At 65.3% G+C, this 24,459-nt stretch carries 25 protein-coding genes; 12 read left to right on the top strand and 13 right to left on the bottom strand.

Annotated elements, in window-relative coordinates; genetic code table 11:
• The first annotated feature begins 51 nt into the window (after positions 1-51).
• The 4 genes from VGT77_RS14785 to ribA all read left to right on the top strand — a co-directional run bounded on the left by VGT77_RS14785 (position 52) and on the right by ribA (position 5,091).
• On the top strand, positions 52-2,364 hold the full coding sequence (locus tag VGT77_RS14785) for an FtsK/SpoIIIE family DNA translocase (protein WP_327463848.1): 2,313 nt from the start codon (positions 52-54) through the stop codon (positions 2,362-2,364).
• A 79-nt stretch (positions 2,365-2,443) separates the two neighbouring features.
• A complete protein-coding gene (locus VGT77_RS14780) occupies positions 2,444-3,055 on the top strand; it encodes an outer membrane lipoprotein carrier protein LolA (protein ID WP_327463847.1) in 612 nt (203 codons plus the stop codon).
• Between the two features lie 192 nt (positions 3,056-3,247).
• Positions 3,248-4,042 carry an exodeoxyribonuclease III gene (locus VGT77_RS14775; protein ID WP_327463846.1) on the top strand — a complete coding sequence of 265 codons (795 nt, stop codon included), beginning with the start codon at positions 3,248-3,250 and terminating at the stop codon, positions 4,040-4,042.
• Positions 4,039-5,091 carry a GTP cyclohydrolase II gene (ribA, locus tag VGT77_RS14770; RefSeq protein ID WP_327463845.1) on the top strand — a complete coding sequence of 351 codons (1,053 nt, stop codon included), beginning with the start codon at positions 4,039-4,041 and terminating at the stop codon, positions 5,089-5,091. Before VGT77_RS14775 ends, ribA begins: the two co-directional genes overlap by 4 nt.
• Positions 5,092-5,239: 148 nt before the next feature.
• On the opposite strand, the gene VGT77_RS14765 is transcribed toward ribA, so the two are convergent.
• Both VGT77_RS14765 and VGT77_RS14760 read right to left on the bottom strand, forming a co-directional pair.
• The gene (locus VGT77_RS14765) at positions 5,240-5,902 is read right to left on the bottom strand and encodes an HAD family phosphatase (RefSeq protein WP_327463844.1); all 663 of its coding nucleotides are present in this window, start codon (positions 5,900-5,902) and stop codon (positions 5,240-5,242) included.
• Positions 5,899-6,558, bottom strand: a complete 660-nt coding sequence (locus VGT77_RS14760) for a YggS family pyridoxal phosphate-dependent enzyme (RefSeq protein WP_327463843.1) — start codon at positions 6,556-6,558, stop codon at positions 5,899-5,901. The genes VGT77_RS14765 and VGT77_RS14760 overlap by 4 nt, the downstream gene beginning before the upstream one ends.
• 21 nt (positions 6,559-6,579) lie before the next feature.
• Here VGT77_RS14760 and VGT77_RS14755 point away from each other — a divergent pair, with 21 nt between their 5' ends.
• Entirely contained in the window at positions 6,580-7,104 is a 525-nt protein-coding gene (locus VGT77_RS14755; protein ID WP_327463842.1) for a thiamine phosphate synthase, read from the top strand.
• Positions 7,105-7,202: 98 nt separating this feature from the next.
• Here the strand turns inward: VGT77_RS14755 and VGT77_RS14750 are convergent, their stop codons facing one another.
• A complete protein-coding gene (locus VGT77_RS14750; RefSeq protein ID WP_327463841.1) occupies positions 7,203-7,904 on the bottom strand; it encodes a porin in 702 nt (233 codons plus the stop codon).
• A 201-nt stretch (positions 7,905-8,105) separates the two neighbouring features.
• Between VGT77_RS14750 and VGT77_RS14745 the strand changes: the two genes are divergently transcribed.
• The 4 genes from VGT77_RS14745 to holA are packed head-to-tail and all read left to right on the top strand — an operon-like array spanning position 8,106 to position 12,585.
• Positions 8,106-8,585: a DUF3576 domain-containing protein gene (locus VGT77_RS14745; RefSeq protein WP_327463840.1), complete on the top strand. Its 480-nt coding sequence runs from the start codon at positions 8,106-8,108 to the stop codon at positions 8,583-8,585.
• Between the two features lie 6 nt (positions 8,586-8,591).
• Positions 8,592-11,096, top strand: a complete 2,505-nt coding sequence (gene leuS / locus VGT77_RS14740; RefSeq protein WP_327463839.1) for a leucine--tRNA ligase — start codon at positions 8,592-8,594, stop codon at positions 11,094-11,096.
• Positions 11,093-11,575, top strand: coding sequence for an LPS assembly lipoprotein LptE (gene lptE / locus VGT77_RS14735; RefSeq protein ID WP_327463838.1), 483 nt, complete (start codon positions 11,093-11,095; stop codon positions 11,573-11,575). Before leuS ends, lptE begins: the two co-directional genes overlap by 4 nt.
• On the top strand, positions 11,572-12,585 hold the full coding sequence (holA, locus tag VGT77_RS14730; RefSeq protein ID WP_327463837.1) for a DNA polymerase III subunit delta: 1,014 nt from the start codon (positions 11,572-11,574) through the stop codon (positions 12,583-12,585). The genes lptE and holA overlap by 4 nt, the downstream gene beginning before the upstream one ends.
• A 104-nt stretch (positions 12,586-12,689) precedes the next feature.
• Here holA and VGT77_RS14725 read toward each other — a convergent pair whose 3' ends face one another.
• From VGT77_RS14725 to VGT77_RS14700, 6 genes are read right to left on the bottom strand one after another with little or no spacing between them, the layout of a single operon-like run.
• A complete protein-coding gene (locus VGT77_RS14725) occupies positions 12,690-13,565 on the bottom strand; it encodes a ParB/RepB/Spo0J family partition protein (protein WP_327463836.1) in 876 nt (291 codons plus the stop codon).
• A complete protein-coding gene (locus VGT77_RS14720) occupies positions 13,562-14,344 on the bottom strand; it encodes a ParA family protein (protein ID WP_327463835.1) in 783 nt (260 codons plus the stop codon). The genes VGT77_RS14725 and VGT77_RS14720 overlap by 4 nt, the downstream gene beginning before the upstream one ends.
• Positions 14,341-14,961 carry a 16S rRNA (guanine(527)-N(7))-methyltransferase RsmG gene (gene rsmG, locus VGT77_RS14715; RefSeq protein ID WP_327463834.1) on the bottom strand — a complete coding sequence of 207 codons (621 nt, stop codon included), beginning with the start codon at positions 14,959-14,961 and terminating at the stop codon, positions 14,341-14,343. The genes VGT77_RS14720 and rsmG overlap by 4 nt, the downstream gene beginning before the upstream one ends.
• Positions 14,958-16,790 (bottom strand): tRNA uridine-5-carboxymethylaminomethyl(34) synthesis enzyme MnmG, encoded by a 1,833-nt coding sequence (mnmG, locus tag VGT77_RS14710; protein WP_327463833.1) that lies wholly within the window; start codon positions 16,788-16,790, stop codon positions 14,958-14,960. The genes rsmG and mnmG overlap by 4 nt, the downstream gene beginning before the upstream one ends.
• Positions 16,791-16,849: 59 nt before the next feature.
• Positions 16,850-18,130, bottom strand: coding sequence for a tRNA uridine-5-carboxymethylaminomethyl(34) synthesis GTPase MnmE (mnmE, locus tag VGT77_RS14705; RefSeq protein WP_327463832.1), 1,281 nt, complete (start codon positions 18,128-18,130; stop codon positions 16,850-16,852).
• Positions 18,127-18,357 carry a DUF6489 family protein gene (locus VGT77_RS14700; protein WP_327463831.1) on the bottom strand — a complete coding sequence of 77 codons (231 nt, stop codon included), beginning with the start codon at positions 18,355-18,357 and terminating at the stop codon, positions 18,127-18,129. The genes mnmE and VGT77_RS14700 overlap by 4 nt, the downstream gene beginning before the upstream one ends.
• A gap of 34 nt (positions 18,358-18,391) precedes the next feature.
• Between VGT77_RS14700 and VGT77_RS14695 the strand changes: the two genes are divergently transcribed.
• Positions 18,392-18,865, top strand: coding sequence for a methylated-DNA--[protein]-cysteine S-methyltransferase (locus VGT77_RS14695; protein WP_327463830.1), 474 nt, complete (start codon positions 18,392-18,394; stop codon positions 18,863-18,865).
• Positions 18,862-19,557, top strand: coding sequence for a dienelactone hydrolase family protein (locus VGT77_RS14690; protein WP_414713411.1), 696 nt, complete (start codon positions 18,862-18,864; stop codon positions 19,555-19,557). The genes VGT77_RS14695 and VGT77_RS14690 overlap by 4 nt, the downstream gene beginning before the upstream one ends.
• 62 nt (positions 19,558-19,619) lie before the next feature.
• Here VGT77_RS14690 and VGT77_RS14685 read toward each other — a convergent pair whose 3' ends face one another.
• The 4 genes from VGT77_RS14685 to hemE all read right to left on the bottom strand — a co-directional run bounded on the left by VGT77_RS14685 (position 19,620) and on the right by hemE (position 23,339).
• Complete coding sequence (locus VGT77_RS14685) at positions 19,620-20,324, bottom strand: TerC family protein (protein ID WP_327463829.1); 705 nt, start codon at positions 20,322-20,324, stop codon at positions 19,620-19,622.
• Between the two features lie 162 nt (positions 20,325-20,486).
• A complete protein-coding gene (gene rho, locus VGT77_RS14680; RefSeq protein ID WP_327463828.1) occupies positions 20,487-21,743 on the bottom strand; it encodes a transcription termination factor Rho in 1,257 nt (418 codons plus the stop codon).
• 133 nt (positions 21,744-21,876) lie between these two features.
• A complete protein-coding gene (locus VGT77_RS14675) occupies positions 21,877-22,320 on the bottom strand; it encodes a CopD family protein (protein WP_327463827.1) in 444 nt (147 codons plus the stop codon).
• Entirely contained in the window at positions 22,320-23,339 is a 1,020-nt protein-coding gene (hemE, locus tag VGT77_RS14670; RefSeq protein WP_327463826.1) for a uroporphyrinogen decarboxylase, read from the bottom strand. Before hemE ends, VGT77_RS14675 begins: the two co-directional genes overlap by 1 nt.
• A gap of 277 nt (positions 23,340-23,616) precedes the next feature.
• Between hemE and VGT77_RS14665 the strand changes: the two genes are divergently transcribed.
• Positions 23,617-24,435 carry a pyruvate, water dikinase regulatory protein gene (locus VGT77_RS14665; protein WP_327464009.1) on the top strand — a complete coding sequence of 273 codons (819 nt, stop codon included), beginning with the start codon at positions 23,617-23,619 and terminating at the stop codon, positions 24,433-24,435.
• The last annotated feature ends 24 nt before the right edge of the window (positions 24,436-24,459 follow it).

The raw sequence follows: 24,459 nt of genomic DNA, 5'->3' as shown, positions 1-24,459 counted from the left end.
CATGCGCGAATTGATCGGCAGAACATTTCGCGCACAAAGCGGGGTAAGCCGGTGGCAACGCGGGTCGCAGAACAGGAAGAGCCGGGCTGGCGCGACGCAATCGCGCGGGGCTTTGCCCGCAGCGGCGCGCTGGCTGGCGCGATCGCACTGGCGGCCGGCGCCTTTCTGCTCGCGCTGGCGTTGGTTAGCTACCGGCCGAGTGATGCCGCGCTGAACACGGCGGCGGGTGGCGCCCCGCAGAACTGGGTCGGCGGCGCCGGCGCATGGACGTCCGACCTGCTGCTATCGCTCTTCGGCCCCGCCGTCGGCCTGGTCGTGCCCTTCCTGCTGATCATGGCGCTGCGGCTGTGGCACGACCGTTTCGTCGGCCGGTGGCAGCGCAACCTGCCGCTGGCGCTCTTGGGGGTGACTCTGGTCGGCACTGCGCTGGCTCTGTTCCGCGACACATCGGTGGCCGGGCTGCCGGGCGGGTTCGGTGGAGCAGTCGGCTATCTGCTCGCCAGGCTGGCGGGACTGGCGCTCTCACCGATCGGCGACGCGGACATCCGCTGGTGGGCGCAGATCGGCCTGATGATCGTGATCGGCGTCGCCGGGCTGGCCGTCTGGGCGGTCAGCCTGGAGCTGGACGAAATCGAACGCGACTGGCTGTTCCGCCGCCGCGACATCGATGAGGAGGACGAGCCGGTACAGGTCCGTGCGGTGAAACCGGCGAAGGTTGTCGCCGAAAAGCGTCGTCCGGTGGCGCAGGACGACCGGCCGCCACCGGTCATCTCGGTGCCCGAACGCCGCGACGGCGCGCCCGACAAGAAGCCGGGCGCCGCCCCGGTCCAGACCAGTTTCGACCTGCGCGATCGGTTCAGCCTGCCGCCGCTAGACCTGTTGAAGCCCGCGCCTCCTTCGAATGGCGGGCCGCTGGACAAGGCGGCGCTGGAGCGGAACGCCCGGCTGCTCGAAAGCGTGCTCGACGACTTCCATGTGAAGGGATCGATCGTCGAGGTGCGGCCGGGGCCGGTCGTGACCATGTACGAGCTGGAACCCGCCGCCGGCATCAAGGCGAGCCGCGTCATCCAGCTTGCCGACGACATAGCCCGCAACATGTCGGCGCTGTCGGCGCGCGTCGCGACCATCCCTGGCCGCACCGTGATCGGCATCGAGCTGCCCAACCAGAAGCGTGAGGCGGTGGTGCTGCACGAGCTGGTCGGCTCCGGGGCGTTCGAGGAGCAGGGCGGGGCTCTACCCATCATTCTGGGCAAGAACATCGCGGGGGATCCGGTTATCGCCGACCTGGCGCCGATGCCGCATCTGCTCGTCGCCGGCACCACCGGATCGGGCAAGTCGGTCGGCCTGAACGCAATGATCCTGTCGCTGCTCTACCGGCTCACCCCGGACCAGTGCCGGATGATCATGATCGATCCGAAGATGCTGGAGCTGAGCATCTATGACGACATCCCGCACCTCTTGTCGCCGGTCGTCACCGATCCACCCAAGGCGATCCGCGCCTTGCGCTGGGCGGTCGAGCAGATGGAAGAGCGCTACCGGATGATGGCGTCGGTCGGGGTGCGCAGCCTCGCCAGCTTCAATGACAAGGTGCGCGTCGCCAAGGCCAAGGGTCAGCCGCTCGGCCGCCGCGTCCAGACGGGTTACGACGCCGAGACGGGGCAGCCGATCTACGAGGAAGAACAGCTTTCCTACGAGCCGCTGCCGCAGATCGTCGTCATCGTCGACGAACTCGCCGACCTGATGATGACGGCTGGCAAGGAAGTGGAGTTCCTGATCCAGCGGCTGGCGCAAAAGGCGCGCGCGGCCGGCATCCATCTGATCATGGCGACGCAGCGCCCGTCCGTCGACGTCATCACCGGCGTGATCAAGGCAAACCTGCCGACTCGTATCTCCTTTCAGGTCACATCCAAGATCGACAGCCGCACCATTTTGGGCGAGCAGGGCGCGGAGCAACTGCTCGGCAAGGGCGACATGCTTTACATGCCGGGCGGCAAGCAGATCGTGCGCGTGCACGGCCCGTTCGTGTCCGACGACGAGGTGCGGGCGGTCGCCGATCATTGGCGGGCGCAGGGCAAGCCCGACTATATCCAAGCGGTCACCGAGGAGCCGGAGGACGGCCAGTTCGAGTTCGACGGCGCGCCCAAGGGCGACGATAGCCCCGAAGACGCGCTTTACCGCAAGGCGGTGCAGATCGTGGCGGAGAGTCAGAAAGCTTCGACCAGCTATGTCCAGCGCCAGCTCCGCGTCGGCTATAACAGCGCCGCCCGCCTGATCGAACGGATGGAGCAGGAGGGCAAAGTCAGCCGCCCCGACCATGTCGGCCGCCGCGAAGTGCTGATCGACACCAGCGGCGAGCCGATTTGAGGGGGAGCCGCCGCGCGCGCCGCGAGTTCAGTCGCGGTTCAAGGCGCGCGAACTAGCGCGCGCACATCTGGAGAGCCTGATGATCGTTCGCGCCCTTGTTGCTGCCGCCACCTCCTTTGCACTCACGGCGCCGGCCGTTGCGCAACCCAGCGTGATCCGGCGGGTGCAGGAGCATATGCGCGGCGTGCAGACGATGACGGCGGACTTCGTTCAGACCGATCGCAAGGGCCAGCGCCTGCCGGGTAGGCTCACGATCAAGCAACCGCGCAAGGCGCGCTTCCAGTATGAGCAAGGAGTGCCGATCCTGATCGTCAGCGACGGGCGGGCGCTGACCTTCATCGACTATCAGGTTCGCCAAGTCTCGCGCTATCCGATCGGCGGGTCCCCGCTCGACATCCTGCTCAATCCCAAGCGCGACCTGTCGCGCATCGCCAAGGTCGTGCCCTCGGCGGCGCCGGGCGTGATCACAATCCTCGCGCGCGATCCAAGACGGCCGCAGTTCGGCTCGATCACCTTGGCCTTCACAGAGCGGGCCGGAGCTCCTGGCGGGCTGATGCTGGAGGGCTGGGTCGCGCTCGATGCGCAAAATAATCGCACCACGGTGCGGCTGAGCAACCAGCGGTTGAACCTGCCCATCGCCGACACGGCTTTTGCGTGGGACGACCCGAGACCCCGTAAGAACCGCAAGTGATTTTGTTCATGTGCGTGCAAGATTTGCGACGCTAGAGGGAGGGCTGTGGAGAGGGCTTTTGGCGGGATTTCCCCCTGTTGCCCGCCCGGAGAGCCCTTTCCCTCCAGCGTGACGAACGCTCGGTCGGCCCCCGCTCCAAGCCCCCGGAGCGGGGGTCTTTCCTTGTTAGGGGCGGGTGCTTAAGTCCGAAACGTGACCGATACGCTTAAGATCGCTTCCTGGAACATCAACTCCGTCCGCTTTCGCATCGGCATCGTCGAGCAGTTTCTCCAGCAGGAGCAGCCCGACATTCTCTGCCTGCAGGAAACCAAGGTTGAAGACGGCAGCTTCCCGCACGCGGCCTTCCGCGCGCTCGGCTATGATTATGTGCTGCTGCACGGCCAGCGCATGCATCACGGCGTCGCCATCGTCAGCAAGCTGCCGCTGATCGAGGAAGAGCGCCGCGACTGGCAGGCGAATGGCGAGGCGCGCCATCTGGGCGTACGGCTGCCGAGCGGCGTGCGGCTGGAGAATGTCTATGTGCCCGCCGGCGGCGACATTCCCGACCGCGAGCTGAATCCGAAATTTGGCCAGAAGCTCGATTTCCTTGCCCGCATGACGTCATGGAGCGAGAGCCTGGGCGTGCCGACGATCATGGTCGGCGACTTCAACATCGCGCCCTTGGAATGCGACGTGTGGAGCCACAAGCAATTGCTCGACGTCGTCAGCCACACGCCGATCGAGGTCGAGACTTTGGGCAAGCTGCAGGCGTCGCATGACTGGGTCGATCTCGGCCGCCGCTTCGTGCCGGCGCCGGAGCGCTGCTTCACCTGGTGGAGTTATCGCGCCAAGGACTGGGCGGCATCCGATCGCGGCCGGCGGCTCGACCATATGTGGTGCAGCCCCGAGCTCGCGGGTAATGCCGTCGCGCACCATGTCCATGAGCCCTGCCGCAGTTGGCTCAAGCCGTCCGACCATGTGCCGCTGGTGACGGAGTTCCGTTTTTGAACGACCGCTCGGCCGCGCGCGCCATCGATGCGATGCGGCGCGGCTGGCCGATCGCGATCGGCGAAGGCGATGCGGTGCTGAGACTGCTGGCGATCGAGACGGCGGATGCGGCGCAGCTCGCCGCTTTCGATCCGGAGGGGCGCGCCGATGTGCTGCTGTCCGCAGCGCGCGCCGAGACCCTCAAGCTGGCCAATCAGCGCGAAGCGGCCGACCCCGGTCACGCAGTGCGCATCGAGCGGGCGCCTTGGCTCGACTTCGACACGGCGACTGCCCTGTCCGACCCCGCGCTGGATCTCGCCACGCCGCTCAAAGGGCCGTTCCGAGCGACTGCCGTGGGCGATCAGGCGCTCGCCGACTGCGCTCTCGACTTCGCCCGTATGGCAGGTCTTCTGCCTGCCTTCTTCGTGCTGGAGGGTGGACCAGATCCGGTATCACCAGCCGACATTCGCGCCTTTTCCGACCCCGCGCGGCTGCAGCTTTCGACCCGCGCCCGGCTCCCCGTCCAGGCGAATGAGGGCGCAGAGATCGTCGCCTTTCGCGGAGCCGATGGCGGCGACATGCATGTTGCGCTGATTCTCGGCGCGCCGAACGGCCAGCCTCCCGTCGTGCGGCTGCACAGCGAATGCCTGACCGGCGACGTGCTCGGCTCCTTGAAGTGCGATTGCGGACCGCAGCTGCAAGGCGCGCTCAAGGAGATCGCCGGCGCAGGCTGGGGCATTCTCCTCTATCTGCGCCAGGAAGGCCGCGGCATCGGACTGATCAACAAGCTCCGCGCATATCGGCTGCAGGATCAGGGCTTCGACACAGTCGACGCCAACACCCGCCTCGGCTTCCGCGTCGATGCCCGCGACTTCAGGGTTGCCGCACGGATGCTGGAGCTGCTCGGCCAAAGCAAAGTGCGGCTGTTGACCAATAACCCGGCCAAGGTTGCCGAATTGGAGCGGGCGGGCATCGAGGTGGTCGAACGCGTCCCGCATCGCATGACGGCCAATCCGTTCAACGAAAAGTATCTGGCGACAAAGCGGGACCGGACCGGGCACCAGCTTTAGATCGTTCAAGTGTGTTGCAGGAGCATACAAGCGTCTCCCCGTGCTTGACACGGGGCTTGGCTGTTCTTGGATGCTCCAGATCGTCAGGAGAGAGTAGAAGAAGGAGCCAAGCCCCGTGTCGAGCACGGGGCGACGTATGAGGGCTGAGTTAGGAGATCATTGCCCGCACTTCCTCAAAGCTGTGCGCCACCTGGTGCACTCCAAGCTGGCGCAGCCGGCCGGCGTGGCCGGGCAGGCAGTGGGAGGCGGCAGCGAGGCCGATGACGTTGGCGCCAGAAGCGACAGCGCCGCGGACGCCGACGGGCGAGTCTTCCAGAATGACCGCGCGAGCGATGTCAATTCCGAGCGCGTCGGCCGCGTGCCAGTAGAGGTCGGGCGCGGGCTTGCCCTTGGTGACATGTTCCTTGCCGCTAAAGACCAGGTCACCGAACAGGTCGGCGAGGCCGAGATGAGCCAAGTGGGTGCGCACCCAATGGCTGCTGCTGGATGACGCGACGGCCTTTGGCCAGTCCACCGGGAGCGAGCGGACGAAGGCGACGGCGCCCGCGACCTCAGCCACGCCTTCGGCCAGCACGCGCGCATCTTCCTCGGCGCGGCGGCTGTGGAATTCGGGGGGCAGCGACTGGCCGATCCGTTCTTCGATCGCGCCGATGAAGGCTGGACCGCTCAAGCCGACATAGTGAGTCAAGGCGTCTTCGACCGAATGCTCAAAACCCAAGTCGGTCAGCAGCCCGGCCAGATGGCGGTTGCCCTCCCATTCGCTTTCGAGGAGCACGCCGTCGAAATCGAAGATAATCCCGTCGAACCTCATCCGCGAGGACCGAACAGGGCGGAGCCGACCCGGACATGGGTGGCGCCCAGCATCACCGCCGTCTCGAAATCGTCCGACATGCCCATGCTGAGGAGCGGCACGCCATTGTCGCGGGCGAGCTTGGCCAGCAGCGCAAAATAGGGCGCCGCCTCCCGACCAGCCGGAGGCACGCACATCAGCCCGGACAACCCGACGCCTGCCGCCTCGGCCTCCCTGAGCAGCTTCGGCAGTTCGACCACCGGGCAGCCGCCCTTCTGCGGTTCGTCACCGATATTGACCTGTGCGAAGAGGAGCGGCGCGCGGCCGGCCTTGTCGATTGCCTTCGCCAGCGCGGCGACGAGCGACGGCCGGTCGACCGAATGGACGGCGTCAAACAGCTTCACCGCCGCCTCGGCCTTGTTCGACTGAAGCTGGCCGACGAGGTGCAGTTCCAGGTCGGTATGGCGGTCACGCAGCTTCGGCCATTTCTCCTCCGCTTCCTGGACTCGGTTCTCGCCGAAGAGGCGCTGGCCGGCGGAGATGAGTGGCTCAATGGCCGCAGCGGGGTGCGTCTTGGACACCGCGATCAAGGTTACGTCTTCGGGCGCGTGGCGGGACAGGCGGGCGGCGCGCGCGATCCGGTCGCGGACGGCGGACAGGCGTTCGGCTTCGGGCATCGCGCTGCTATAGGAACCGCAATGAGCCGCCGCCACCTCGCATTGCCGCGCGTCTGGATGCTGACCGACGAGCGGCAAGGCGAGGCGCCGGAGCGGATCGCAGCGCGGCTGCCGCGACACGTTGGCGTGGTGGTGCGCCACTATTCGCTGCCGCTGCGCGAGCGGATCGTGCTGGCGCGGCGGATCGCAGGAACTGGACGCTTCACCGTCTTTGCTGGGACCGAGGGAGAGGCGCGTCGCGCCAAAGCGCAAGGCGTGTATGGAGCATCGCCTGAGCGAGCCGGACTTCCCCGCCTATACCCGGTGCACGACGCAGCGGAGATTGCCGCTGCCGAGCGGGCCGGCGCTGCCATGCTGCTGCTGTCGCCCGCTTTCCCGACCCGTTCGCACCCGGATACCAGGGCTTTGGGCGCCGTGCGGTTCGGCCTCCTGGCGCGTCAGGCGAGCCGGCCGGTGATCGCGCTCGGCGGGGTGAATCGGACCCGCGCCCGGCGGCTCAGGGGACTTGGGGCTGAGGGCTGGGCGGCGATCGATGCCTTTGGCTAAACCTTCGTCATTCCCGCGAAAGCGGAATCTAGGAGTCACGGAGAAGGAAGCTGGCTCCCCGCTCCCGCGGGGATGACGAAAATGGGCGGAGACGCCTATCAGAACTTGATTGCGGTGCCGATATAGACAGCCTGGCTGTCGCGGCGGCCATCGTCGACGATCTGCAGGCGGTGGCGTTCCTCGGCGCGGTAGCGAAGGCCCGCGGTCAGGTCGAGGTTGCGGCTGAGCGAGTAAGAGCCGCCGACATCGACATTATAGCTGCGGCCGCCGGTCAGGTTGGCCGAGACGGCATCGACCGGGCGATCCTGGCCCGCCTGGATCCGCGCGCTCCACTTCGGCGCATTATAGCTGACGCCCACATCCAGCTTCTCGCGGCTGCCGGGCAGGCCGGCCATGTCGACCCGCGCCATGTCGCCGGACAGGGCAAAACGTTTCCAGCCCACCGCCATGCCGAGATTATAGGCGATCGGCGCGATGCTGACCGACTGCGGTACGGCGGTGACGCGCGTGCCGGTCGGCTTGGGCGCTGCCGTCGCCGCGCGGACCGCGACGGTGACCGCCTGCGAACCCGGCTTGACGGAGGAGGCCGGCGTGAAGCGGAAGCCGCTATTGGCGAGGCCGGCACGGGCAAAGGCTGCCGCCACACGCGGGTCGGCGGCCGCGGGCGTGAAGGAGCCGATGCCGCCCCGTGCGCTTAGAGAAACCGGCCGCTTCAGAATCTTGCGGGTCACGTCCGACGAGGCGCCGATCGCGGGCATAGCGGCAGCGATCACGGCCAGAGCCGCGCCCGTCAATGCCACCCAAGTGCGCCGCATACGCATCGCCGAATCTACTTCACCCCCACTTACGAACGTCACAAGTAGCGCTTCGACACAGGAGTCGCCACCGCCTGGAGTCGAATCCTTGCCACCTGTTGCACAACATCCACAGCATCGCTTGCGAGGCAGCCTTCAACCCCTATAACGGCGCGCGATTAACCGGCCGTGTCCGAAGGATTGCCCATGTTGCGCTCGTCCCGTTTCGTTCTGCTTTGTTCCTCGCTGCTGGCGCTGAGCGCCTGCGAGTGGATCCGCGAGGATCTGTCGAAGGGATTAGGCGGTGGCGGCGACAAGGACCGCACGAAGCAGGCCGATCTCGCCGCCTCCAAGATCACCACGATCGGCGTCAATTCCTATCTGTGGCGCGCCGCGCTCGACACCGTGTCGTTCATGCCGCTGGTCCAGGCGGACTCGAACGGCGGCGTGATCGTGACCGACTGGTATGTGAATCCGAACTCGCCGGCCGAGCGGATGAAGCTGACCGTGTCGATCCTGGACCAGGATTTGCGAGCCGATGCGCTCCGCGTCGCCGCCTCGCGCCAGATCAGCCAGAGCGGACAATGGGTGGATGCACCGGTCGCCGCCGCGACAGTGCAGAAGCTGGAGGACATCATCCTCACCAAGGCGCGGGACTTGAGGCGCGCCGCGTCTGGCCTGGAGTAAACGCCTGTGGCCGAACGGTTTAATCCCAAGACGGCCGACGCGCGCTGGCAGAAGGTCTGGGCAGATCAGGGCGTGTTCCATGCCCGCGACGATAGCCCGAAGCCGAAAAGCTATGTGCTGGAGATGTTCCCCTACCCGTCGGGGCGCATCCATATGGGCCATGTCCGCAACTATACGATGGGGGACGTGCTCGCCCGCTTCCGGCGGATGAAGGGCATGGAAGTCTTGCACCCGATGGGTTGGGACGCGTTCGGCATGCCGGCCGAGAACGCGGCGATGGAAAAGGGCGTGCATCCAGGCAGCTGGACCCGCGCCAACATCGCCACGATGCGCGACCAGCTGAAATCGCTCGGCTTCGCGCTGGACTGGAGCCGTGAGCTCGCCACCTGCGAGCCGGACTATTACGGCCACGAACAGGCGCTGTTCCTCGACCTGTTCGAAGCAGGCCTGGTCTATCGCAAGGAATCGGCGGTCAACTGGGACCCGGTCGACATGACCGTGCTCGCCAACGAGCAGGTGATCGACGGCCGCGGCTGGCGTTCGGGCGCGCTGGTCGAGAAGCGCAAGCTGTCCCAATGGTTCCTCAAGATTACCGACTTCGCCGACGAGCTGCTGGAGGGTCTGCAGAGCCTCGACCAATGGCCCGACAAGGTCCGGCTGATGCAGGAGAATTGGATCGGCAAGAGCCAGGGCCTGCAGTTCCGCTTCCAGCTGTCCAATGGGGGCGAGGTCGAGGTGTTCACCACCCGGCCGGACACGATCTTCGGCTCGAGCTTCGTTGCGGTCGCGGCGGACCATCCGCTTGCAGCGAGAGTAGCGGAGAACAACGCCGCGGCCGCCGCGTTCATCGAGGAATGCCGCGCCGGCGGGACCACTGCGGCCGAGATCGAGACGGCCGAGAAGAAGGGCTTCGACACCGGCCTCACCGCCGCCCACCCGTTCGACGCGGACTGGCAGCTGCCCGTCTATATCGCGAACTTCGTGCTGATGGATTACGGCACCGGCGCGGTGTTCGGCGTGCCGGCGCACGACCAGCGCGATCTGGACTTCGCGCGGAAGTACGGGCTGACGGTCACCCGCGTCGTCTCGGACGGCGAAGAGACGCAGCCGATGTTCGAAGGCGACGAGGCCTATACCGGACCGGGCAAGCTGGTGAATTCACGTTTTCTGGACGGGCTGGACGTGGAGGCCGGCAAGCGGGCGGTGATCGAGCGCGCGGAGGCCGAAGGCTGGGGCCGTGGCACCACCGTCTGGCGCCTGCGCGACTGGGGCGTGTCGCGCCAGCGTTACTGGGGCACGCCGATCCCGATCATCCATTGCCATGCTTGCGGGGTTGTGCCTGCCCCCAAGGGGTCACTGCCGGTCGTGCTGCCGGAAGACGTCAGCTTCGACGTGCCCGGCAACCCGCTCGACCGGCACCCGACATGGAAGCATGTCGACTGCCCCAAATGCGGGGGGAAGGCGCGGCGCGAGACCGACACGCTCGATACTTTCGTGGATTCCAGCTGGTATTTCATCCGTTTCGCCAGCCAGCCGGGCGACAAGCCATTCGATCGCGCAACGGCGGAAAGCTGGCTGCCAGTCGGGCAATATATCGGCGGCGTCGAGCATGCGATCCTGCACCTGCTCTATGCCCGGTTCTGGACGCGTGCGCTGAACCGGATCGGGCGGCTTGACATCAAGGAGCCGTTCACCGGCCTGTTCACGCAAGGCATGGTCACGCACGAGACCTATCAAGGTGGCGATGGCCGCTGGCTCAGCCCGGAGGAAGTCGAACAACGCGACGGCAAGCTGGTCACGAAGCACGGCGAGCCCGTTACGCTCGGCCGGGTGGAGAAAATGTCCAAATCGAAGAAGAATGTGGTCGATCCCGCGCCCATTCTCGACAGCTACGGCGCCGACGCGGTGCGCTGGTTCATGCTGTCCGACTCGCCGCCTGAGCGCGATCTCGCCTGGTCGGTGTCGGGCATCGAGGGCGCGTGGCGCTTCGTGAACCGGGTATGGCGGCTGGTGCAGAGCGTCGACGAGGCGCAGGGCGAGGACCTGACGCTCGCCCGCAAGCGGCACAGGGCCGTCGCCGGCGTGGCCGAGGACATCGAAGCGCTGGCCTTCAACAAGGCGGTGGCCAAACTCTACGAGTTCGTCGGGGCGATTGAGAAGGCCAAGCCATCGGCAGACCGGTCGGAAGCGATCCGGACCCTGGTGCGCCTGGTCGCGCCGATGATCCCGCATCTGGCGGAGGAGGCTTGGGAGGCGCTCGGCCAAAGCGGCCTGATCGCCGACGCGCCTTGGCCGGACTTCGATGCGGCTCTGCTGGTCGAGGATGAAGTCACCATCGCGGTGCAGGTCAACGGCAAACTGCGCGATACGCTGACCGTGCCGCGGGGCGAGGCGCGGGAGGCGCTCGAAGCGGCGGCGCTCGCGGCTCCGAACGTGGTGCGGCTGCTGAACGGTTCCGCGCCCAAAAAGGTGATCGTCGTGCCCGACCGGCTGGTGAACCTGGTCGCATGATCCTACGCCTCGCTCCCCTGCTGTTCCTGGCCGGATGCGGGCTGCAGCCGCTCTATTCCGGCGGGTCGACCGGCACCGTTGCGCAGGCGCTTGCAGGCGTCGAAGTCGCGCCTATTCCGGGCCGCAATGGCTGGCTGGTGCAGAATGCGCTGAAGGACCGCGTGGCCGCGGTTCGCGAAGGCGCGCCGCTCTACCGATTGGTGGTCGAACTCGACGACAAGATCGAGGGCTTTGGCGTGCGACGCGACGATGCCATCACGCGCGAGCGCCGAACGCTGCGCGCGCGCTATCGCTTGACAGAAGCCGGTAGCGGTGCGGTGCTTCTCGACGCGACGGCAGGGTCAGATGTCGGCATCGACGTGGTCCGCTCCGAATATGCAACGATTGCAGCGGAGAATACGGCGCTCGAACGGCTGGCGCAGGAAGTCGCCGACCAAATCGTCGCCCGCATCGCGCTCTACGCCAAACGCGCGCAATGAAGGCCGACAAGGGCACGATCGAGCGGGCCCTGAGCAAGCCGGAAGCGCGTTGCTTCCTCCTCTACGGACCTGATGAAGCGGGTTCCCGCGCACTCGCCGACCGCCTGGGCAGCGCCATGGGCGCCGATGCTGAGCGCATCGATCTGGACGGCGCAACTCTCGCCAAGGACCCTGCTTTGCTTGCTGACGAGGCGGCGTCGACGTCACTGTTCGGCGGCGCCCGCTACATCCGGGTCCGGGCGAATGGCGACGAAGTGACGGACGCTGTCGAGGCACTGCTGTCGGCGCCTCAGGCGGGCAATCCGGTCGCCATTGTCGCTGGCGCGCTCAAGCCTGCTTCGAAATTGCTCAAGCTGGTGCTCGCCTCCCGCGAGGCGCTGGCCTTTGCGAGCTACCTGCCTGAAGCGCGCGATGCCGTACCGCTGGTCGTCGGCCTCGGCCAACCGCTCGGGCTGAAAATCGCGCCCGACATTGCCCGCCAGATCTTCGACGCGGCGGCGGGAGACCGGGCGGTGATCGCACGCGAACTCGAAAAATTTGCCCTGTTCATCGACGCCTCCGAAAGCGCACCCAAGATGCTGGACGCTCAGGCTCTCGACGCGATCGGCGCGGGCGAAGGCGAGAGCAGCGCGGGCGCACTCATCGACGCGGTGCTCACCGGTGCCGTCAAGCCGGCCACCGAGGAGTTGGTTCAGCTCGGCGCGGCCGGTGAGGAGGGCATTGCCTTGCTTCGTGCCATGCTCCGGAAGCTGTTGCAGCTTGCCGCGCTGCGTTCGGAGGCCGACCGCACCAGCCTGTCGGCAGCGATCGAGGGAGCCGGCAAGTCGCTGTTCTGGAAGGACAAGCCAGTGATCGAGGCCGAACTCCGCCGCTGGAGCTCCGGCGAACTCGCGACATTGATCGAGCGGATGACGGGCGCGCAGGCGCAGCTGCTCGCTTCAGGAAATGCCGGCGCCGTGATCCTGTCCCAGGATCTGCTGACGATCGCCCGCCACGCGCAGCGGCGTTAGCTATTCCCTCTCCCTCTCCCGTCATCCCCGCGGAAGCGGGGTTCCAGCTTCTTCTCGGTGACTCCGGGTTCCCGCTTTCGCGGGAATGACGAGAAAAGTGTTCTCTAGATCCGTTCGCCGGTCAGGCGCTGGCAGATCAGGTCGAGTTGGTCGAGGCTGGAAAAGCCGAGCGTCACCGCCCCTGCCCCGCCGCCATAGCTGATCTTGACCTTGAGGCCGAGCAGATCGCCGAGTTGGCGTTCGAGTGCGGCAATATCCGCATCGCTTTCCTTCGGCAGCCGAGCGGGCCTTTGCGCCTCCGGCCGGGCGGCTTGCGCCAGTCGCTCCGTCTCACGGACCGACAGGCCACGCTCCACCACCTGTTGAGCAAGCCCCTCCGGGTCCGGCGCGGTGATGATCGCCCGCGCATGCCCCATGGAAAGCCGACCGTCGGCCACCATCGCCCGCACTCTCTCTGGAAGATCGAGCAATCTTAACAGGTTAGCGATATGGCTGCGCGATTTGTGAACGATCCGCCCCAGCGCTTCCTGGCTGTGGCCGAAGCGCGAGATCAGCTTGGAGTAGGCCTGCGCCTCTTCGATCGCATTCAGATCCTCCCGCTGAATATTCTCGATCAGGGCCAGTTCCAGCGTTTCGGCCTCGTCGAACTCGCGGATGATGACCGGAATTTCGTGGAGCCGGGCGCGCTGCGCCGCCCGCCAGCGTCGCTCACCGGCGACGATCTGATATTTGCCGTTCCAGGGTCGAACGACGATAGGCTGGATCAGCCCCCGTGTCTCGATCGAGCGGGCGAGTTCGTCCAGCGCAGTGTCGTCGAAAAACCGGCGTGGTTGCTCAGGATGCGGCTCCAACTCAGTCACAGGCAGCGTCCGAACCCCGCGCGCGCCGCCGAGGGCGGGCGCTTCCTGATTAGCTTCGCCGAGCAGGGCGGAGAGGCCCCGCCCCAAACCGGCGGGGCGCTTGCGAACGGCTTCGGTCATGCGGCTCTCTTCAGATTGGGCAGGCGGCCGAGCAGCTCTCGGGCGAGCGCCATATAGGCTTCGGATCCGGAGCAGCGATGGTCGTAAATCAGCGCCGGCATGCCATGACTGGGCGCCTCGGACAGGCGGACGTTGCGCGGGATCACCGTATCGAAAACCTTGTCGCCAAGGCAGGTGCGCACGTCCTGCGCCACCTGCTCCGTCAGGTTATTGCGTCTATCGAACATGGTGAGCGCGACGCCGAGTATCTCCAGACGCGGATTAAATCCGGCGCGAATGCGTTCGATCGTCTGCAGTAGCTGGCTAAGTCCTTCCAATGCAAAGAACTCGCACTGCAGAGGAACGAGCAGGGAGTCGGCGGCGACCATGGCGTTCACCGTCAGCAGGCCCAAAGACGGCGGGCAGTCGATCAGACAGATGTCCCAGCGCGCCGCGGCTGTCCCATGCAGGGCGTTGCGTAGGCGATGCGTCCGCTGATCCAGTTCGATCAGCTCGATCTCGGCCCCTGAAAGGTCGACAGTCGCCGGTACAACGTCGAGCCGCGGAATGCGCGTGGTAACGACGCAGTCGTTTAGCTCGGCCTCGCCTGTCAGGAGGTCGTAGCTGCTGGCGCCTCGCGCCGACTGCCCAATGCCGAGGCCGGTCGAGGCATTGCCTTGGGGATCGAGATCGATCAGCAGCACGCGCCAGCCAATCGCCGCCAAGGCAGTGGCGACGTTGATGGCGGTCGTGGTCTTGCCCACTCCACCCTTCTGATTGGCCACGCCGACGCAGATCATGTCTTTACCTTCTGGCGCACGTCCCGCGCGACGATGATGCGCGCATCGGCGTCGGTCAGGCTCCGTTCCACGTGGAACACACCTTGCCATGATTGGCGCGCCTCATCCAGTTCCCGTTCCGCAGTTCGACCTTTGGGGAGCACCCAAATGGTGGATGGAGTTGTGAGTTGAACGGTGGATTTGAAGATCTGCGGCAGCGGCGCATAGGCCCGCGCCGTCACCGCCTCGAAGCGATCACCGGTCATTCGCTGAACTTCGGCTTGCCGCACCCGCGCATGAGGAAGCTCCAGTGCTTCGATAGCGCGCTCCAAAAACTCGACGCGTCTACGGCGTGGCTCGACCATCAGGATTGGCCTCTCACTTAGGCACGCGAGAACAATACCCGGCAATCCGGGGCCTGAGCCGACGTCCAGCCAAGTGTCGGCACCCTCGGCGAGCCGGTCTAGCTGGGCAGAATCGAGGATGTGGCGCACCCATATCTGGGCTTCGCTCGCCTTGCTGATCAGGTTCTGCTGACCATTTTCCGCAAGCAGGATCTTGACGAAACTCTCGAGCTTGCCGAGCCTGTCCTCACCATAGCGCTCTGATATCCAGGAGCACGCTTCCTCTTCAGTCACGCGGCGCGCTTTTGGCTGTGCGCAAGAATAATCGCCAATGCAGCCGGAGTGATCCCGCGAATGCGACCGGCACTCTCCATATCTGCTGGCCGTGCCGCGTCCAACTTCTCCACCATCTCATTGGAAAGGCCAGGGACAGTCCGATAGTCGAGGTCCGGCGCGATCGGCGTGTAACCCGCGCTGCGAAGGGCCCGCACTTCGGCTTCCTGCCGCCCCAGATAAGGGGCGTAGCGCGCATCATCGATCGCGATGTTGAGCAGTTCCGGATCGGCCTCCGCCAGTGCCGGCGCGACGCCGAGCAGATGCTCGCGCTCGACCCCGCCGAAGCACAGCCACTCCGCAAGCGTCCGCGTCTTGCCATCGTCGCGCAACTCTGGCGACACCGCGCGGGCGCGGACCCGGGTGCGGAACAGGTCGACAATCCTGGCGAGTTGCTCACGACGCTGACGGGCATAGGCCTGGCGCTCCGGACGCAAGCAGCCGAGCTGCTCGCCAAGGGGCGTCAGCCGCTCCGTGGCGTTATCCGCGCGCAACTTTAGCCGGTATTCGGCCCGAGCGGTAAGCATACGATATGGTTCGGTGACGCCCTGGAGAGTCAGATCGTCAATCATGACGCCGGTATAGCTGTCGGACCGCTCCAGGGTCACTGGTTCCTGATCGCCCGCCCGGCGCGCCGCATTAACGCCGGCGACCAGCCCCTGCGCTGCTGCCTCCTCATAGCCGGTGGTGCCGTTGATCTGCCCTGCGAAGAAGAGGCCCGACAGAGCCCGCAGCTCCAGCCTGCCGGTCAGCGCGCGCGGATCGATATAGTCATACTCCACCGCATAGCCGGGCTGAGCGATGACCGCCCGCTCTAAGCCGGAAATCGTCCGGATCATTGCCTGCTGAACTTCGACCGGGAGCGACGTCGAGATGCCGTTCGGATAGATCAGCGGATCGTCTAGGGCTTCCGGCTCTAGGAAGATCTGGTGACCGTCGCGATCGCCGAAGCGCAGCACCTTGTCTTCGATCGACGGGCAATAGCGCGGCCCCTGCCCCTCGATCGCTCCTGAATGCAGCGGCGACTGATCGAGCGCGCCGCGGATGATGTCGTGGGTCGCCGGCGTGGTGCGGGTGATGAAGCAGGCGAGCTGCGGCTGCAGCCGGTGCGGCGTGAGCGGCGACATGGTCCAGCGCGACTCATCCGAGGGCTGACGTTCGAGCCCGCTCCAATCGATAGTCTGCCCTTCAAGGCGCGGCGGCGTCCCGGTCTTGAGCCGCCCCATCGGCAGGTCGAGCGCGCGAAGCTGCTCGCCTAGCGTAACCGATGCCGCCTCGCCCACGCGTCCGCCCCGCTCCGTCGCCAAGCCTCTGAAGAGGCGCCCGCTTAGGAAGGTACCAGTCGCCAGCACCACTGCGCCGGACGCCATCTTACGACCATCCCCAAGCACAACGCCATTCACACGCGCGTCGTCGATCAGCAATGAAGTCGCTTCGCCTTCGACAATGTCGAGCCTGTCCTGGTTGCGGAGCATTCGCTGGATGGCGGCGCGGAACAACTTGCGGTCCGCCTGCACACGGGGACCGCGCACCGCCGAGCCCTTGGAGGCATTGAGCATACGATGATGGATCGCAGCTTCGTCCGCCGCTCGGCCGATCAGACCGTCCAAAGCGTCCACTTCGCGGACGAGATGCCCCTTGCCGAGGCCACCAAAGGCGGGGTTGCACGACATGGCGCCGAGCGTTCGTGCATCGAAGGTGACTAGGGCCGTGCGCGCGCCTATCCGCGCGGCGGCGGCCGCCGCTTCGCATCCGGCATGGCCGCCGCCGATGACGATCACGTCGTACATGGCGGCGCCTCAAATCCTACATGAGGCAAGCTGTCAAACTGTTCCACGTGGAACAACCTCTATTTGCCGATGCAGAAAGTTCCGAACAGCGCATCCAGCATCTCCTCCGTTCCGGCGCGGCCGGTCAGCGCATTGAAGGCGGTTCGGCACGATCGAAGATGCTCAGCGGCAATCAGTTCGTCATGCTCCGCCATGAACGCGGCGAGCGCCTGGTGCGCCTCTACCACGTGCAGCCGCTGGCGCCGACCCAGCGCTACCTCTCCCTCGCGTGGGAGCATCTTCCTGGCGGCGTCGATCAGGCGCTCCGTCAGCTGCGACAGCCCCTCACCCGTCTTGGCAGAAACAGATAGGCGGCCATCTGGGACCCGCTCCCGGCCGGCTTCGTCGGCGCGCGGGTGAATGGGGATCAGCTGAGCGTGAATGTTCAGGGGCGGCGGTTCGTCGCCCATCCAGACAAGGACGTCCGCGTCAGCGATCCGACGTGTGGCGCGTGTAATCCCTTCCTGTTCGATGGGGTCGGTGGACGCCTCACGAATACCAGCGGTATCCGTGAACACGAATGCGACTCCGCCAAGCCGCACCGGTGCCTCGATCACATCGCGCGTCGTGCCGGCTAGAGGTGACGTGATCGCCACTTCACGCCCCGCTAAAACGTTGATTATACTCGATTTTCCGGCGTTCGGCGGCCCGGCGAACACCACTCGAACCCCCTCGAACAGCCGTTCGGATCCTGGCCGCTCCAGCAACGCGGCCATCTCGTGCAGCAAGGTCGTGGCGATCTGTTCGATGCGCCCGCGATCGGCGGGCACATCGTCCTCGTCCGACTGGTCGATTGCCGCCTCGACTAGCGCCGACAGCATCAGCAATTCCCTTCGCCAGCGCTCGACATCGGCGCTCAGCCCTTCGCCGGCCAGAGCGGCGCGGCGCTGCGCCTCCGTCTCGGCCCGGAGCAGATCGGACAGCGCCTCCACCTGCACCAGGTCCATTTTGCCATTCTCGAAGGCGCGCCAGGTGAATTCCCCTGCTCTTGCCCGGCGCACACCGTCGCAGCGGGCCAGCGCCTCCTCCACTGCCTCGACTGTCGCGCGGCCACCATGCAAGTGCAGCTCGACCAGCGGCTCGCCCGTGACCGAACCGCTCGCCGGAAAGCAGGCGACCAGAGCCCGGTCCAGCGCCCCTCCCTCCGCGTCTTTCAGCGTCCGCAGCGACAATGCCCGAGGCGCAGGCATCGGTCCCGCCAGCCGCTCCGCCGTCTCGAAGGCAGCCGGGCCGCTGATCCGGATCACCGCTATCGCTGCCGGCGGCGCTCCGCTCGACAGCGCGAAGATCGTGTCCGTCACTTGCGGCCGGTCATTCCTTCGATCACCTGCTGCCACATTTTGAAGCCGGCATCGCTCATCGGACCCCAGCTTTTCAGCATCGATTCCATCGCGTCAGAGCTGACGCCATTCTTCACCGTGTCGACCAACTGCGCGACATAAGCCTCGTGGACGGGCGACAGGTCGGGCAGGCCCATGAAGCGCCGTGCTTCCTCGGGCGTGCAATCGACTTCGACATTGATCTTCATTGCGTCCCTCTTGGCCCCGCTGCTAACTCGCGCCATGGCTTATGACCATTCGGCGGTTCGAATCGCAACGCCTATTGGGCCGATCCGCATCACGGCCACGGGCGATCTGATCACCGGCATTTCGATTGGGGATCGTCGGAACGACGAGGGTTCATCGCCGGTTCTCAAAGAAGCTCGCGCTCAACTGATTGCCTATTTCGAGCACCGGCTGACCGACTTCAACCTCCCGCTGCAACCCGCCTCAACGCCACGTCGTGACGAGATCTGGCGGGCCATGCGTGTTGTCGGCTTCGGTCACACGGCGACCTATGGCGAGATAGCAACCCGGACCGGCTCAATCGCGCGCGCGGTAGGTCAGGCCTGCCGACACAATCCTTATCCGATCGTGGTTCCGTGCCACCGCATCCTGCAAGCGGGCTACAAGCTTGGTCCTTATTCGGCGGGCAACGGCCCCGACACGAAGCGAGAGCTGCTCAAACACGAAAAGGCGGAAGGTTGGCTTATATGATGATGGAGATCGAAACGCTGGCCCATGACGGCCGCTTCAACGCCTATGCAACGGAGCCCGGCGGAACCCCTAAGGCGGCGGTGATCGTCATCCAGGAAATCTTCGGCGTAAATGAAGGCATTCGCCGCAAGTGCGATCATTGGGCGAGCCTCGGCTATCTGGCTCTCGCGCCGGATCTATTCTGGCGGCTGCAGCCGGGTGTCGAGCTGGACCCTGATGTGCCGGAGCAGTTCCAGGAAGCGCTCGGCCTTATGGGGCGCTTCGACCAGGACACCGGCATTCGCGATATAGAGGCGACGATCCGCGCCGCGCGCCAACGGCTCGGCGGCCAAGGCAAGGTCGGCTGCGTCGGCTATTGCCTGGGCGGGCGGCTTGCCTTCATGACGTCAACCCGCACCGATATCGATGCAAGCGTCGGCTATTACGGCGTCGGCATCGACGGCCTGCTGCGCGAGAAGCATGCCATCTCCCGGCCGCTGCTGCTGCATATCCCCACCGCGGACGGGTTCGTCGGGCCCGAGGTGCAGAAGGCGATGCACGAGGGCTTGGACGACCATCGGAAAGTCACGCTCTACGACTATGAAGGCCTGGATCACGGCTTCGCGGCCGAGATGGGGAAGCGCCGGAACGACGAAGCCGCGCGGCTCGCCGACAGCCGCACCGAGGCGTTCTTCGCGGAGCATCTGGCTTAGACCCTCGTCCCAACCGCAGTCGAGAAGCGTATCTCGGCTTCGCTCGATACGAACGGCAGCAATCAGCTGAACAGAGTGCCCAACCCGACTTTGGGATCAATCCACCCGTCATAGATCATCTTGCCGGCGACATAGACGATTACCGCCAGGCCGACATAGGCGATCCACTTATACCGCTCGATATACTGGGCGATGATGTTGGCCGCGAGGCCCATCAGAGCGACGGCGAAGATCAGGCCGACGATCAGGATGCCGGGGTGGTCGCGCGCCGCACCGGCGACAGCGAGCACATTGTCGAGGCTCATGCTGACGTCGGCGATTGCGACCGCCCAGGCGGCCCCGGCAAAGCTCTTCGCCGGCTTGAGGCCGGAATGCTCGTCGCCGACAATCTCCTCGGAACCGGGCGACTCGCCGGCGTGGCGCAAGTCGCGCCACATACGCCAGGCCACCCAGACCAGCAGCAGACCGCCGATGAAGATCAGCCCGACGATCTGCATCAACTGCGTGACGACAAGAGCGAAGGCCACGCGCAGCACGAGCGCCGCGATCACGCCGATGAAGATGACCTTCTTGCGCTGATCGGCCGGAAGGCCCGCCGCAAGCGCGCCGACGACGATCGCATTGTCGCCTGCCAGCACAATGTCGATCATCAGCACTTGCAGAAAGGCGGCGAAGGCGGCCGGCTCGGTGATGTTCGAGAAATCGTGGACGATGGCGTCCCAGATGCCGCCAGTTGCTGCGGCCGATGCGGTGAGAAGTTCGAGCATCCGGGTCTAACGCCTTTCAGTCGCCAGGGTTCAGGAGGCGATAGGCGAGTGGAGCGGAAGGGGGCAAGGGCTGGCGCGGAGTGAATCCGCGCCGTCAGTCGCGCCTTGCGCGCGGGCCGAGCTAGCGCGAGACCGTGGCTGACACAGCACGGCCGCCCGTCGCTACTGATTCATGCTGTCGAAGAAGTCCGCGTTCGTTTTCGAATCCTTCATCTTGTCGAGGAGGAACTCCATCGCGTCCACTGTGCCCATCTGCATGAGGATGCGGCGCAGCACCCACATCTTGGAGAGCGTGCCCTTGTCGACGAGCAGCTCTTCCTTGCGCGTGCCGGACTTGCCGACATCCATTGCCGGGAAGATGCGCTTGTCGGCGACCTTGCGGTCGAGCACGATTTCCGAATTGCCGGTGCCCTTGAACTCTTCGAAAATGACTTCGTCCATGCGGCTGCCGGTATCGATCAGCGCGGTGGCGATGATGGACAGCGAGCCACCCTCCTCGATGTTGCGGGCGGCGCCGAAGAAGCGCTTCGGCCGCTGCAAGGCATTCGCGTCGACGCCGCCGGTCAGGACCTTGCCGGAAGACGGCACGACGGTGTTGTAGGCGCGGCCCAGACGCGTGATCGAGTCCAAGAGGATCACGACGTCCTTCTTGTGCTCCACCAGGCGCTTGGCCTTCTCGATCACCATTTCCGCGACCTGCACGTGGCGTGTGGCCGGCTCGTCGAAGGTCGAGCTGATCACTTCGCCGCGTACCGAACGCTGCATGTCGGTCACTTCCTCTGGCCGCTCATCGATCAGCAGCACGATCAGGAAGACTTCAGGGTGATTGGCCGTGATCGAGCGGGCGATGTTCTGGAGGAGCACCGTCTTACCGACCCGCGGCGGGGCGACGATCAGCGCGCGCTGTCCCTTGCCTTGCGGCGAGATGATGTCGATCACCCGCGCCGACTTGTCCTTGATCGTCGGATCCTTGGGATCGAGATCGAGCTTCTGCTCCGGATAGAGCGGTGTCAGATTGTCGAAGTTGACGCGGTGACGCACCGCCTCCGGATCATCGAAATTGACCTGGTTAAGGCGGGTTAAGGCGAAATAACGCTCGCCGTCCTTGGGCGCCCGCACTTCGCCCTCGACCGTGTCGCCGGTGCGCAGGCCGAACTTCCGCACCTGGTTCGGCGAGACATAAATGTCGTCGGGGCCGGCGAGATAATTAGCCTCCGGGCTGCGCAGGAAGCCGAAACCGTCGGGCAGCACCTCGATCGTGCCTTCGCCCATGATCTGCTCGCCATTCTCGGCCTCGGCCTTCAGAATCGCGAACATCAGATCCTGTTTGCGGAGCGTCGATGCGCCCTCCACACCCAGCTGCTCGGCCTTTTCGACCAGCTCGGCAGGCGTGTTTTTCTTCAGGTCTTTGAGATGCATGGGGAGCCCTGGGTCGGTTTTCGGGTGAGGAGACCGGTACGGAACGACGATCTGGTAGGGAGAACGCACGGACGAGGAACACGCCGCACGATTGGCCGCGAGTTAGGCAGGCGTCTGACTCAAGTCAAGCCGATCAGAAGGGCTTCACCACCACCAGAAAGACGATGATCACGATGGCGAGCGCCGGCAGTTCATTGAGCATCCGCAGCTGGCGCGAGCTCCATCGCGCTTCGCCCCTCGCCAGTCGCTTGGAGTAAGCAACTGCCCAGCCGTGAAAGCCGGTCAGGAACAGCACGAAGAACAGCTTCAGGTGCAGCCAACCGGACGACCAGGCGCCGATCGAGAAGGCGACCAATATTCCGAGCACCCAGGTGATGACGAGAGACGGGGTCAGGATCATCTTTCTGAGCTTGGCCTCGCGCTCCACCCAGTCCTTCGCCTCTGCGGGACGGGAGAGCGCGTCCTGATGATGCACGAGATAGCGCGGAAAGATGAACAGGCCCGCCATCCAGAAGATGACGAAGATGATATGGGCGGCCTTCAGCCAGAGATAGGACAGCGTAAGGACTCCCGCCATTAGCCTCGCCGCACTCGCTCCAGCAACTGCTCGACATGCGCGATCGGCGTGTCGGGCAGGATACCATGTCCGAGATTGAAAATGTGCGGTCGTTCACGGAAAGCGTCAAGAATGCGGCTCGCGGCCGCGTCGAACTCGGCACCGCCGGCGATCAGCGCCAGCGGATCGAGATTGCCCTGAACCGGCAGTTCTGCAGGCAAGGACGCATGCGCCCACGCCGGGTCGACCGTCTCGTCAAGCCCGATCGCATCCACTCCGGTCTCGCGGGCATAGGCCGGGAGCTTGCCGCCCGACCCCTTTGGAAAGCCGATGACGGGAGTGTCCGGATGACGCGCTTTCAGCGCCGCCGTCAGACGCGCGGTGGGCGCGATCACCCATTGCTCAAATTGCGCCGGGGAGAGGCTGCCCGCCCAGCTGTCGAACAGTTGTACCGCGTGAACGCCCGCTTCGATCTGCTTGGACAGGTAATCGAGCGTCGCGCCCTCGATCGCTACGATGATCGCTCCGAACGCCGCGGGGTCGCGGTACGCATAACGCCGGGCCTCCGCCTGTTCGCGGCTGCCCTCGCCTGCGACCATATAGGTGGCGACCGTCCAGGGGCTGCCTGCAAAGCCCAGGAAGGTGGCCTCCGGCGCCAAGGCAGCAGCGACACGGCGCACGGTGCCATAAACCGGCTCCAGCCGCTCGGGCGCGGCCTGAAAGCTTTCCAGCGTGGCATCGAGCAGCCGCGGCGACAGCTTCGGTCCTTCGCCTGGGAGAAATTCGAGCTTCTGGCCGAGCGCGTGCGGAATGACGAGGATGTCCGAAAACAGGATCGCGCCATCGAAGCCGAAGCGGCGAATCGGCTGAAGCGTCACTTCGGCCGCAGCCTCGCTGTCGTTCACCAGCTCGAGAAAGCCGCCCTTGTCGGCCCTTAGTGCCCGATACTCCGGCAGGTAGCGTCCCGCCTGGCGCATGAGCCAGACCGGAGGCGGATCGCGCCGTTCGCCACGGAGCACGCTCAGCAAGGGACGATTCATCTATTCAATTCTCTTAGATTCAAAAAGGATGATGGAGATAGTAGGCGTGCCGGAGGCGGGGACTTACGGATTTCCACGGCAGCCGCCAACAATTTGACTCTGCGGGAATCGAGAAAGGTTCCCGATTCGCGCAGTCACTCCCCACAATCCACAGGCAGAGGACGGATTTTTCCGGCTGTGGACGAGGATGTAGGAGTCTGAAACGGGTCCGGGCGTCGATTTTGCTGCGGCGAGCTTCCGCTTGCCTGTCCGGCCGCTTTTCCACAGGGATGTGCGGGTGACGACGCGGCTGCACCTCCATCTCCTGTCCGACTCTACCGGCGAAACGCTGGAGATGATCGCCAAGGCGGCGATCGCCCAGTTCGAGGGCGTAGAGACGATCAAGCATTTCTGGCCGATGATCCGCTCCGGCGCCAACCTGGAGCGCATTCTTGAGGAGATCGCGCAGAATCCAGGGCTCGTTCTTTTCACTCTGGTCAATGCCGACACGCGCCGCACGCTTGAACAGCGTTGTCATGCGCTGGGGCTACCCGCGGTGGCCCCGCTCGATCCTGTGACGCACTCGCTTTCGAACATGCTGGGGCAGACCGCGATGGCCCGGCCTGGGCGGCAGCATGCGCTCGACGCTGCTTATTTTGCTCGCGTGGAAGCGATCCAGTTCACCATCGCGCATGACGACGGCATTGGCTGGGAAAATTGGGAAGAGGCGGACATCGTCCTCGCCGGCATTTCCCGCACGTCGAAAACGCCGACGTCCATCTATCTGGCCAATCGCGGTTACAAGGTCGCGAACATCCCTCTGGTGATCGAGTCGCCACCGCCTAAAAGCCTGTTCAGCCTGAAGCACCCGCTTGTCGTTGGCCTGACGACCAGCGTCGACCGGCTGGTGCAGGTGCGTCGCAATCGGCTGTTGTCGCTCAACCAGGCGCCCGAGACCGACTATGTCGACCAGGAGGCGGTGACTCGCGAGGTCGCGTTCGCGCGGCGCATGTTCGCCGACAATGGCTGGCCGGTAATCGACGTGACGCGTCGCTCCATCGAGGAGACGGCCGCGGCGATCATCAACCTGTTCAACGAACGCGGCCAGTGCGCCTGATCCTGGCTTCGCAGTCGTCTGGTC

This window comes from Sphingomonas sp., from assembly GCF_035944535.1.
GTDB lineage: Bacteria > Pseudomonadota > Alphaproteobacteria > Sphingomonadales > Sphingomonadaceae > Sphingomonas_B.
This window is presented reverse-complemented; position numbering and strand designations above follow the sequence as displayed.